Origin of the sequence: Micromonospora sp. NPDC023644, from assembly GCF_040640115.1 — a bacterium.
Classification (GTDB): Bacteria; Actinomycetota; Actinomycetes; order Mycobacteriales; family Micromonosporaceae; genus Micromonospora.
On the sequence record NZ_JBFABA010000054.1, the window covers coordinates 1 to 13,139 of the forward strand.

Sequence of the window (13,139 nt, forward strand, 5' to 3'; positions counted from 1 at the left end):
CGTCCTGGCCACCGCCGCCACCGGCGACCACACCACCGCCATCGCCACCACCCGCCGCGGACAACCCGAAACCCACACCCTCACCAGGGCCGTCGCCGCCCTGCACACCAGCGGCGTCCACGTCGACTGGCCCACGTTCTTCGCCGGCGCCCGGACCACCGACCTGCCGACGTATCCCTTCGAACGTCAGCGGTACTGGACGGAGAACGCGACCGCGACGGGGGCGGCGAGCCGCCTCGGCCTCGCCGACACCGAGCACCCCCTGCTCGGGGCGGCCGTCGCGCTGCCCGACTTCGACGGCGTCGTCTACACCGGCCGGTTGTCGACCGGCACCCATCCGTGGCTCGCCGACCACGTCGTCGCGGGCGTCGTGCTCGTGCCCGGTGCGGCGCTCGTCGAACTCGCGGTCCACGCCGCCGACGCGGTCGGCTGCCCGGTGGTGGAGGAGCTGACCACGATCGCCCCGCTGGTCCTGCCCACCGACGGCGCGGTGCAGCTGCGGCTGCGCGTCGGCGAGCCGGACGAGCAGGGCCGCCGCACCGTCGAGATCCACTCGCGCGGCGAGCGCGCCGAGACCTGGACGGCGCACGCCACCGGCCTGGTCGCCGCGGACCCGGTGACCGCCCCGGAGACCGTGGCCGAGTGGCCCCCCGCGGACGCCCGGCCGGTCGACCTGACCGACGGCTACGACCGGCTCGCCGACCGGGGCTACGAGTACGGGCGGGCGTTCCGTGGCGTCACGGCGGTGTGGGAACGCGGCGACGAACTGTTCGCCGAGGTGACCCTCCCCGAGACGGACGAGCGGTTCGCGCTGCACCCCGCCCTGCTGGACGCGGCGCTGCACGCCCCGCTGCTGGCCGACGAGGCCGGTACGGGGAACACCGTGCTCCCGTTCTCGTGGCAGCAGGTGGTGCTGCACGCCACGAACGCCACCGCCCTGCGGGTCCGGATCGTGCCGGTCGAGTCCGGCTGGGCGATCACCGCGACCGACGGCACGGGCGCCCCCGTGGTGTCGGTGGGCAGGCTGGAGACGCGGCCGGTCGGCGCGCTCGACGCCGGGCCGACGCAGCACGACTCGCTGTACGAGCTGACCTGGACCCCCGTGCCGGCCGCCGCCGGGCGGGACGGGGACGTGCGGTTGCTCGACACGACCACGTTCCCGCTCGACACCGCCCCGGCGGACACCCCGGCCGGCGTCCGCGCCGTCCTGCACCGCGTACTCGACGAACTCGGGTCGTGGCTGGCCGAACCCACCGGCGCCCGGATCGTCGTGCGGACGCGGGGCGCGGTGGCCCTGCCCGGCGAGGACGTCACCGACCTCGCGGGCGCCGCCGTGTGGGGCTTCGTCCGCTCGGTGCAGGCCGAGCACCCCGACCGCGTCGTGCTCGTCGACGGCGACGTGGTGCTGGCCGACGACGAGCCCCAGCTCGTGGTCCGCGACGGCGTCCCGTACGCCGCCCGGCTGGCCCGCGTACGCGCCGACGAACCGGTCACCACCGACTTCGGCGCCGGCACGGTGCTGGTCTCCGGCGCGTCCGGCGCGTTGGGCGCGGTGGTGGCCCGGCACCTGGTGGCGGCGCACGGGGTGCGCGACCTGCTGCTGGTGTCCCGCCGGGGCGCCGCCGCGCCGGGCGCCGACGAGCTGGCGGCGGAGCTGGCGTCGTCGGGCGCGTCGGTGCGGTGGGCGGCCTGCGACGTGGCCGACCGGGACGCGGTGGCCGCGCTGGTCGCCGGCCGTGGCCTGTCGGCGGTCGTGCACGTCGCCGGCGTGGTGGACGACGGTCTGCTGGCGTCGCTGTCGCCGGAGCGGCTGGACCGGGTGCTGGCGCCGAAGGTGGACGCGGCCTGGCACCTGCACGAGTTGACGGCCGACGCGGGGCTGTCGGCGTTCGTGGTGTTCTCCTCGGCGGCCGGCGTGTTCGGCAACGCGGGCCAGGCGGCGTACTCCGCGGCGAACGCGTTCCTGGACGCCCTGGTGGTGCGCCGCCGCGCGGCCGGCCTCAGCGGGCAGTCCCTGGCGTGGGGCATGTGGGACGGGGGGATGGCGGGCGAGCTGACCGGCGCGGAGCGCAAGCGGCTGGCCCAGGCGGGCGTGCGGGCCCTGCCGGTCGACGAGGGCCTGCGCCTGCTCGACGCCGCGCTCACCTGCGCCGCGCCGGTCCTCGTACCCATCGGGCTCGACCTCGGCGTCGTCGACGGTCCGCTCTACCGCGGCCTGGTCCGCCCCCGGACCCGGCGGGCGGCGGCCACCGGCGACGGCCTCGCCACGCGCCTGGCCGGCCTGACCGGGCCGGAGTGCGCGGACCTGCTGCTGGGCCTGGTCCGCACGAACGTCGCGACGGTGCTCGGGCACCGCGACCCCGACGCCGTCGATCCCGGTCGCGCCTTCACCGAGCTGGGCTTCGACTCGCTCGCCGCGCTGGAGCTGCGCAACCAGCTCAACGCCGCCACCGGCCTGCGGCTGCCCACCACCCTCACCTTCGACCGGCCGAACACCCGCGCGGTCGCCGAGCTGCTGTACGAGCGGCTCGTCCCGGACACCGGCACCGACGGCGGGCTGCCGGAGGACGAGGTCCGCCGCATCCTGCTCGCCATCCCCCTCAGCCGGCTGCGGGACGCCGGCCTGATGGACAGCCTGCTCGAACTGGGCGGCGTCCGGGTCGCCGCCGACGAGCCGGTCGACGCACCCACCGGATCCATCGACGACATGGACGCCGACGCACTGATCAGCATGGCGCTCGCCGACCTCGGTGAAGCGACGACGGAAGCGGGGAGCTGACCACATGGCCAACTCGGAGGAGAAGCTCGTCACCGCGCTGCGGGCCTCGCTCAAGGAGAACGAGTGGCTGCGGGAGCAAAACCGCAAGCTCAACTCGACGCTGCGCGAGCCGATCGCCATCGTCGGCATGGCCTGCCGCTACCCGGGCGGGGTGCGGAACCCGGACGACCTGTGGGACCTGGTCGCCGCCGGCGGGGACGGGATCACCGGCTTCCCCACCGACCGCGGCTGGAACGTCGCCGAGCTCTACGACCCCACGCCCGGCACGCCGGGCCGGTCGTACACCCGCGAGGGGGGCTTCCTGCACGACGCGGCCCAGTTCGACCCGGAGTTCTTCGGCATCAGCCCGCGCGAGGCGTTGACGATGGACCCGCAGCAGCGGCTGCTGCTGGAGACCTCGTGGGAGGCCCTCGAGAACGCCGGCATCGACCCCACGGGGCTGCGCGGCAGCGACACGGGCGTCTTCGCCGGCATGATGTACCACGACTACCCGGAGAACAACGCCACCGGCGCGATCGCCTCCGGCCGGGTGGCGTACACGTTCGGGCTGGAGGGGCCCGCCGTCACCGTCGACACCGCGTGCTCGTCGTCGCTGGTCGCCCTGCACCTGGCCGTGCAGGCCCTGCGCAACGGGGAGTGCTCGCTCGCGCTGGCCGGCGGCGTCACCGTGATGGCGACCCCGGAGACGTACGTCGCGTTCTCCAAGCAGCGCGGGCTGTCGCCGGACGGCCGGTGCAAGTCCTTCGCCGCCGCCGCCGACGGCACCGGCTTCGCCGAGGGCGTCGGCATGCTGATCGTGGAGCGGCTCTCCGACGCCCGGCGCAACGGGCACCCGGTGCTCGCCGTCGTCCGCGGGACGGCGGTCAACCAGGACGGGGCCTCCAACGGCCTGACCGCCCCGAACGGGCCGGCGCAGCAGCGGGTCATCCAGGCGGCGCTGGCCAACGCGCGGCTGTCGGCCAACCAGATCGACGTGGTCGAGGCGCACGGCACCGGCACCACCCTGGGCGACCCCATCGAGGCGCAGGCCATCCTGGCCACCTACGGCCAGGACCGGGACCGCCCGCTCTGGCTCGGCTCGATCAAGTCCAACATCGGCCACACCCAGGCCGCCGCCGGCGTCGGCGGCATCATCAAGATGGTGCTCGCCATGCGGCACCGGCTGCTGCCGAAGACGCTGCACGTGGACGCCCCGAGCGACCAGGTCGACTGGACCGAGGGCTCGGTCGACCTGCTGACCGAGGCGGTCGCCTGGCCCGCAAGTGGCGAGCCGGCCCGCGCCGGCGTCTCGTCGTTCGGCGTGAGCGGCACCAACGCCCACGTGATCATCGAGGAGCCGCCCGCGCAGGAGACCGCGCCGCCCGCCGCGGCGGCGACCGGGCCGGTGCCCTGGGTGCTCTCCGGCCGTACGCCCGACGCCCGGCGCGACCAGGCGGCCCGGCTGGCCGCCCACCTCGACCTGCACCCCGCCGCCCCGGCCGACGTCGCCGCCGCCCTGGCGACGCGGGCCCGGTTCGAGCACCGGGCGGTCGTGGTCGGCACGGACCCCGCCGAGCTGCGGGCCGGCCTGGCCGCCGTCGCGGCGGACGAACCCGCGCCGACCGTCGCCACCGGCGCCGCGCTGGGCGACGTGCCCCGGGTCGTCTTCATGTTCCCCGGCCAGGGCTCGCAGTGGGCGGGCATGGCCGTGGAGCTGATGGACACCGCCGAGGTGTTCGCGGACCGGATGGACGAGTGCGCCCGGGCCGTCGACGCGTTCACCGACTGGTCGCTGCTCGACGTCGTCCGGGGCGTGCCCGGCGCGCCCTCGCTCGACCGGGTGGACGTGGTGCAGCCCGTGCTGTTCGCCGTGATGGTGTCGCTCGCGGCGCTGTGGCGGTCGTACGGCGTCGAGCCCGCCGCCGTGGTGGGGCACTCGCAGGGCGAGATCGCCGCCGCCGTCGTCGCCGGCGCGCTCACCCTCGACGACGGCGCCCGCGTGGTCGCGCTGCGCAGCCGGGCGATCGCCGCCGGACTGGCCGGACGCGGCGGCATGGCCTCGGTGGCGGCGCCCCGGGCGGACGTGGAGGCGCGCCTGGCCCGGTGGGGCGACCGGATCTCGGTCGCGGCGGTCAACGGGCCCGCCGCCACCGTCGTGTCCGGCGAGCCCGACGCCCTCGCCGAGCTGCTGGCCGCGTGCGAGGCCGACGGCGTCCGGATGCGGATGATCCCGGTGGACTACGCCTCGCACTCCGCGCAGGTCGAGGCCATCCGGGACGAGCTGCTGCACGTCCTGGCCGACGTCCGGCCGCGAAGCGCCGACGTGCCGCTGTACTCCACGCTCACCGGCGAGGTCGTCGACACCGCCACCCTCGACGCCGGGTACTGGTACGCGAACCTGCGCGGCACGGTCCGGTTCGAGGAGGCGATCGACCGCCTGCTCGCCGACGGGCACGACGTCCTCGTGGAGATCAGCCCCCACCCCGTGCTCGGCATGGGGGTGCGCGAGATCCTGGACCGCGCCGACGCCCCGGCCGCGCTCGTCGCGTCGCTACGGCGGGACGAGGGCGGGCTGTCGCGCTTCCTGCTCTCGCTCGGCGAGGCGTACGTACGTGGGGTCGCCGTCGACTGGTCCCGGCACACCCGCGGCGTCCCGGCCCCGCTGCCGACGTACGCGTTCCAGCACCAGCGGTACTGGCAGCTCGCGGCGGCGTCCGCCGTGGACGCGCGCGGCCTCGGCATCGACGTCGTCGGCCACCCGCTGCTCGGTGCGGCGCTCACCGTCCCGGAACGGGAGCTCGTCGTGCTCGCCGGCCGGATCAGCCTGGAGACGCACCCGTGGCTGGCCGACCACGCCGTGCTGGACACCGTCCTGCTGCCCGGCACGGGGCTGGTCGAACTCGCCGTCCGCGCCGGCGACGAGGTCGGCTGCCCGGCCGTCGAGGAACTCGTCATCACCACCCCGCTCGTCGTCCCCGCGCACGGCGGGGTGGCGCTGCGGCTCACCGTGGAGGCGCCGGACGAGCACGGCCGCCGCGCGCTCGGCGTCTACGGGCAGACCGACACCGAGGCGAAGATCGGCATGTGGACCCGGCACGCCACCGGCGTCCTCGCCCCCGCCACGGCGGCGGGGGAGAGCCTCACCGAGTGGCCGCCCGCCGACGCGCTGACCGTCGACGTCGCCGACCTGTACGACCGGCTCGCCGGGCTCGGCCTCCAGTACGGCCCGCTGTTCCAGGGCCTGCGGGCCGCGTGGCGGCGGGGCGACGAGACGTACGCCGAGGTGGCCCTGCCGCAGGGCGTCGACGTGGACGGGTTCGGCCTGCACCCGGCGCTGTTCGACATCGCCCTGCACGCCCTCGCCGCGGACGTCGGCGACGGCGCGGCGAAGCTGCCGTTCTCGTGGAACGGCGTGACGCTGCACGGGGCCGGCGCGACGAGCCTGCGGGTCCGGCTCACCAGGACGGGGGCGGACAGCGCGGCCCTGCTCCTCGCGGACCACACGGGCGCCCCGGTCGCCTCCGTGGCGGCGCTGACCGTACGCCCGGTGGCGCCGCAGGCGCTCCGGGGCCGCAGCGGCTTCGTCGAGTCGCTGTTCCGGCTGGAGCACGCGCCGCTGACCGTCGGCCGGGCCGAGCGCGGCACCTGGCAGACGCTGGGCGGCACGGCGGTCTTCGACGCGCCGCCGGTGGCGCTGGCCGACGCCGCCGCCGACACGCTGTTCCTGCCGTGCTTCTCCGACGCGCCCGACATCGCCGCGGTGCCCGACCTCGCGGCGTACGCGCTGACCACGCTCCAGGAGTGGCTCGCCGACCCGCGCCAGGCCGAGACCCGGCTCGTCGTGGTGACCCGCCCGGACGACCTCGCCGGCGCGGCGGTGCACGGCCTGGTCCGCTCCGCGCAGGCGGAGAACCCGGGGCGGATCGTCCTGCTGGAGGCTGACCACACCGCCGACGGGCTGGTGGCGGCGGCGCTGGCGACCGGGGAGCCGGTGCTCACCGTCCGCGACGGCGCGGTGAGCGCGCCCCGCCTGGCCCGGGTGCCCGAGCAGGACGTCGCCGGCCCGGCGGTGTTCGGTCCGGACAGCACCGTGCTCGTCACCGGCGGCACCGGCACGCTGGGCGGGCTGGTGGCCCGCCACCTGGTCACCGAGCACGGCGTACGCGACCTCGTGCTGACCAGCCGCCGCGGCCTCGCCGCCGCCGGCGCGGTCGCCCTGCGCGACGAACTCGCCGAACTGGGCGCGACCGTGACGGTGCTGGCGTGCGACGTCGCGGACCGCGACCAGGTCGCGGCGCTGCTCGCGGCCCACCCGGTGACCGGCGTCGTGCACACCGCGGGCGTGATGGCCGACGCCACCATCGCCACGCTCACCCCCGACCGGCTCGCCGAGGTGCTGCGCCCCAAGGTCGACGCGGCCTGGCACCTGCACGAGCTGGCCGGGGACGTCAGCGCCTTCGTGCTGTTCTCCTCGGCCGCGGGCGTCTTCGGCAGCCCCGGACAGGGCGGCTACGCCGCCGCGAACGCGGTGCTCGACGCGCTCGCGGTGCGGCGCCGGGCCGCGGGGCTGCCCGCCCACTCGCTGGCCTGGGGGCTGTGGGCCGAACGCAGCGAGATGACCGCCGACGTGGGCGGCGCGCAGCTGAGCCGGATGGCCCGCAGCGGCATGAGCGAGCTGTCCAGCAAGGACGGCCTGGCCCTGTTCGACGCCGCCGTCCGGTCGGCCGACGCGTTGCTGGCGCCGGTGCCGGTCGACCTCGCCGCGTTCGGCCGGGACGACCGCGAGCCGCCGGAGCTGCTGCGCGGCCTGGTCCGCGCCCCGGCCCGCCGGGCGGTGGGCGGCTCCTCCCTGGCCCAGCGGCTGGCCGAGGTGCCCACCGAGCGCTGGTCCGAGGTCGTGCTGGAGGCGGTGCTCACCCGGGTCGCGTCCGTGCTCGGCTACGCCCGGGCGGACCGGCTGCCGGCGGGCCGCCCCTTCAAGGAGCTCGGCTTCGACTCGCTCACCGCGCTCGACCTGCGCAACCAGCTCGGCGTGGCGACCGGGCTGCGGCTGCCGGCGACGCTGGTGTTCGACTACCCGACGCCGGAGGCGCTGGCCGGCCACCTGGTGGAGCAGCTCGCCGGCGGGCGGACCGCGACGGCCGACGTCGCTGCGGCCCGGCACGACCACGAGCCCGTTGCCATCGTCGGCATGGCCTGCCGGTTCCCCGGCGAGGTGCGCACGCCGGAGGACCTGTGGCGGCTGCTGGTCGGCGGCGGCGACGCGATCGGGCCGTTCCCGACCGACCGGGGATGGAACCTCGACGCGCTGGTCGACCCCGACCCGGACAACCCGGGCACCAGCTACGTCGACCAGGGGGGCTTCCTCTACGACGCGGCCCACTTCGACCCCGGCTTCTTCGGCATCTCCCCGCGCGAGGCGTTGGCGATGGACCCGCAGCAGCGGCTGCTGCTGGAGACCTCGTGGGAGGCGCTGGAGCGGGCCGGCATCGACCCGACCACGCTGCGCGGCAGCCGGACCGGCGTGTACGCGGGCGTCATGTACAACGACTACGGCACCGTGCTCAGCGGCTCCGCCGAGTCCGTCGACGGCTTCCTCTCCACCGGCAACTCCGGCGGCGTGATCTCCGGGCGGATCTCGTACACGCTCGGGCTGGAGGGCCCGGCGATGACCGTCGACACCGCCTGCTCGTCGTCGCTGGTCGCCCTGCACCTCGCCGTCTCCGCGCTGCGCAACGGGGAGTGCTCCCTCGCGCTCGCCGGTGGCGTGTCGGTGATGTCGACGCCGGGCACCTTCCTGGAGTTCTCCCGGCAGCGCAACCTGGCCCCCGACGGGCGGTGCAAGTCGTTCGCGGGGGCGGCCGACGGCACGTCGCTCTCCGAGGGCGTCGGGGTGCTGGTGGTCGAGCGGCTCTCCGACGCCCGCCGCCACGGGCACCCCGTGCTGGCCGTGGTGCGCGGCTCCGCCGTCAACTCCGACGGCGCGTCGAACGGGCTCACCGCCCCCAACGGGCCGTCGCAGCAGCGGGTCATCCGGGCCGCCCTGGCGGACGCGCGGCTCTCCCCGTCCGACGTCGACGTGGTCGAGGCGCACGGCACCGGCACCACCCTGGGCGACCCGATCGAGGCGCAGGCCGTCCTCGCCACGTACGGGCAGGAGCGGGTCGCGCCGGTGCTGCTGGGCTCGGTCAAGTCGAACCTCGGGCACACGCAGGCCGCCGCCGGGGTGGCCGGCATCATGAAGGTGGTGCTGGCGCTGCGCCACGGCGTGCTCCCGCCGACCCTGCACGTCGACGAGCCCTCGCCGCACGTGGACTGGTCCGCCGGCGCGGTCCGCGTCGCCTCGGACGCCACGCCGCTCGCCGCCGCCGACCGCCCGGTGCGCGCCGCCGTGTCGTCCTTCGGCATCAGCGGCACCAACGCCCACGTCGTGCTGGAGCAGGCCGACCCGGCGCCGCCGGCCGACGAGCCGGACGTGCCGTTCACGCCGTGGCTGCTCTCCGCGTGCACCGAGGAGGGGCTGCGGGAGCAGATCCCCCGGCTGCGCGCCCACGTGGCCGCCGACCCGACGCTGCGCCCGGTCGACGTCGCGTACACCCTCGCCACCGGGCGGGCCGCGTTCCCGCACCGCGCGGTGCTGCTCGGCGACGAGGTGGTGACCGGCACGGTCGACGGCGGGAAGCTCGCGGTGCTCTTCACCGGTCAGGGGGCGCAGCGGGTCGCGATGGCGGAGGGGCTGCTGGGCTTCCCGGTGTTCGCGGCGGCGTTCGACGAGGTGTGCGGGGAGTTGGACCGGCACCTGGAGCGGCCGTTGCGGGAGGTGCTGGGCACCGACGAGGTGCACCAGACGGGGTGGGCGCAGCCGGCGTTGTTCGCGGTGGAGGTGGCGCTGTTCCGGTTGTTCGAGTCGTGGGGTGTGCGGCCGGACTTCGTGGCGGGGCACTCGATCGGTGAGTTGGCGGCGGCACACGTGGCGGGCGTGTGGTCGCTGGCCGACGCCGCGAGGGTCGTCGCGGCGCGGGGCCGGCTGATGCAGGCGCTGCCGGGCGGTGGCGCGATGGTGGCCGTACGCGCCACCGAGGACGACGTCGCCCCGCTGCTGCCGCCCACGGTCGCCGTCGCCGCGGTGAACGGGCCGGAGTCGGTGGTGCTCTCCGGCGACGAGGCCGCCACCCTCGAGGTGGCCGAGGAACTGGCCCGGCGTGGCCGCAGGGCGCGGCGGCTCACCGTGTCGCACGCGTTCCACTCGCCGCTGATGGATCCCATGCTCGACGAGTACCGCGCGGTCGTGGCCCAGGTGGAGTGCCGGGAGCCGGCCGTCGAGCTGGTCTCCACGCTGACGGGCGGGCCCACCACCCTCGACGCCGAGCACTGGGTGCGGCAGGTGCGCGAACCCGTCCGGTTCGCCGACGCGGTCGCCACGCTCGCCGCGGCCGGGGCCACCACCTTCCTGGAGATCGGCCCCGACGCGGTGCTGACCGCGCTCGGCCGCAACGTGGCCGAGGGCGAGTGGATCCCGGTGTGCCGCAAGGGCCGCCCCGAATCGGAGACCGTGGCGACCGCGTTCGCCCGGCTCGCGGTGCGCGGCACGGCCGTCGACTGGTCCGCCGTGGCGCCGGGACGGACCGTGGAGCTGCCCACCTCCGCGTTCCAGCACCAGCCGTACTGGCCCCGGGCGGGCGCCGGCACCGGCGACGCGAGCGGGCTGGGCCAGACGCGGGCGAACCACCCGCTGCTGGGCGCGGCGGTCGAGCTGCCGGACGGCGGCGCGGTGTTCACCGGCCGGCTCGCGCTGGCCACCCACCCGTGGCTGGCCGACCACGCGGTCGCGGACGTGGTGCTGCTGCCCGGTGCGGCGCTGGTCGAGCTGGCGGCGCACACCGGCCGCGAGGTCGGCTGCCCGCGGGTGGAGGAGCTGACGCTGGAGGCGCCGCTGGTGCTGCCGGACTCCGGCGGCGTCCAGATACGCGTGACGGTGGGCGAACCGGCACCCGACGGCGACCGGGAGGTGGGCGTCCACTCGCGGGTCGAGGACGAGGACGGGTGGACCACCCACGCGGTGGGCCGGCTGACCCCGGCCGGGGCCGCCGGCGCCGACCTGCGGGCCTGGCCTCCGGACGCCGACCCGGTCGACGTGTCCGCGGCGTACGACGACCTGTTCGCGCGCGGCCTGCGGTACGGCCCGGTCTTCCAGGGCCTGACCGCGGCGTGGCGGCGCGGCGACGAGGTGTACGCGGAGATCACCCTGCCCGAGCAGGCGCACGACGACGCCGGCCGCTTCGGCCTGCACCCGGCGCTGCTGGACGCCGTCCTGCACGCGGTGGCGTCGACCGGCGACGGCGACCCGGTGCTGCCGTTCTCGTGGCGCGGGTTCACCGTGCACGCCTCGGGCGCCAACCGGCTGCGGGCCCGGATCGTGCCCGGCGACGGCACGGCGGCGATCACCCTGGCCGACGCGACCGGCGCTCCGGTGGCCTCGGTCGAGGCGCTGGCGGTGCGCCCGGTGTCGCCGGAACAGCTGGCGGCGCTGCGCCGCGACCGGCACGAGTCGCTGCTGCGCCTGGACTGGACGCCGCTGACCGGGTCGCCCCGGCCGCGTACCGTCGCGGTGCTCGGGGACCGGATCGACGGCCTCGACGCGACCGCGTACGCCGACCTGGCGGCCCTCGCCGCCGCCGTCGACGCGGGCGCCGCGGTGCCCGACGTGGTGGTGGCGCGGTGCGTCCCCGACCGGGGGGCGGCGGTGGCCGCGCGGGCCCGGGCGGCCACCGGTCAGGTCCTCGCCCTGGCGCAGCAGTGGCTCGCCGACGAGCGGTTCGCCGCCGCCCGCCTCGCCGTCCTGACCAGCGGCGCGGTGGCGACCCACCCCGACGCCGACGTCACCGACCTCGCCGGGGCCGCGGCCTGGGGCCTGCTCCGCTCCGCCCAGTCCGAACACGGCGACCGGTTCGTCCTGGTCGACGTCGATGCGGAGACCGGCACCGGGTTGTCGGCCGCGCTCGGCTCCGACGAGCCGCAGCTCGCCGTCCGCGGCGCCGACGTCCTCGTGCCCCGCCTGGCGCGGGCCGGCGTCACCGACTCCGCCGCGCCCGTCTTCGAGGGGACCGTCCTGGTCACCGGCGCCACCGGCGCGCTCGGTCGGCTCGTCGCCCGGCACCTGGTCACCCGGCACGGGGTCCGCGAACTGGTGCTGGTCAGCCGCAGCGGCCCCGCCGCCGAGGGCGCGACCGACCTGCGCGACGAACTCGTCGCCCTGGGGGCCGAGGTCACCGTCGCCGCGTGCGACGTCGCCGACCCGGACGCGCTCGCCGCGCTGCTCGTGGCGCACCCGGTGCGCGGGGTGGTGCACACGGCGGGCGTCGTCGACGACGCCGTCATCTCCTCGCTCACCCCGGAACGGGTCGACCGGGTGCTGCGGCCCAAGGTCGACGCCGCGACGAACCTGCACGAGCTGACCCGCGACCTGACCGCGTTCGTGCTGTTCTCGTCGGCCTCCGGGGTGCTCGGCGGCCCCGGCCAGGGCAACTACGCCGCCGGCAACGCCTACCTGGACGCGCTCGCCCAGCACCGGCGGGCGAACGGCCTGCCGGCCGTGTCGCTGGCCTGGGGCCGCTGGGAGCAGGCGGGCATGGCGGAGCAGCTGACCGAGGCCGACCTGCGGCGCATGTCGCGCTCCGGCATCGACGCGCTCCCCGTCGAGGAGGCGCTGGCCCTGTTCGACGTGGCGCTGCACGCCCAGGGCATGGTGGCGCCGATCAAGCTCGATCACCGCGCCCTGCGGGAACGCGCCGTCGCGGGCATGGTGCCGCCGGTGCTGCGCGGCCTGGTCCGGGTGCCCGCCAGGCGGGCGGCCGACACCGACGCGGGAGCGGCCGACGCGCTGCGGCAGCGGCTCGCGGGCCGCGACGCCGAGGAGGCCGGGGCCATCCTGCTCGACCTGGTGCGTACCCAGGTGGCGGGGGTGCTGGCCTACCCGGACCCGGCCGCGGTCGCCGCCGACCGGCCGTTCTCCGAGCTCGGCTTCGACTCCCTCACCGCGGTGGAGCTGCGCAACCGGGTGAGCGACGCGACCGGACTGCGGCTGCCCGCGACGCTGGTGTTCGACCACCCGACGTCGAACGCCCTCACCGCGTTCCTCCAGGCCGAACTCTCCGGCGAGTCGGGCGGGGACAACGCGGTGCTGGCCGCGTTCGCCGAACTCGACCGCCTCGAGGCGGTCCTGCGCGACGTCGACGAGCAGTCCCGTACCCGGCTGTCGCTGCGGCTGCGGGACGTGCTCTCGAAGCTGGGCGGCGAGCCGGCCTCCACCGGCAACGACATCGAATCCGCGACCGACGACGAGGTCTTCGCTCTCATCGACAGCGAACTCGGGATCTCATGA

2 protein-coding genes are annotated in these 13,139 nt (G+C 76.6%); both read left to right on the forward strand.

Features of this window, described 5'->3' with window-relative positions; translation table 11 throughout:
* A partial coding sequence (locus AB0G08_RS25885; RefSeq protein WP_358092293.1) for a type I polyketide synthase occupies positions 1 to 2,779 on the forward strand: 2,779 nt, incomplete at its 5' end.
* 4 nt (positions 2,780 to 2,783) lie between these two features.
* Complete coding sequence (locus AB0G08_RS25890) at positions 2,784 to 13,139, forward strand: type I polyketide synthase (protein WP_358092295.1); 10,356 nt, start codon at positions 2,784 to 2,786, stop codon at positions 13,137 to 13,139.

Coding starts and splice junctions, on each gene's coding strand:
- AB0G08_RS25890 (WP_358092295.1), top strand. CDS start 2,784: ATGGCCAACTCGGAGGAGAAGCTCGTCACCGCGCTGCGGGCCTCGCTC.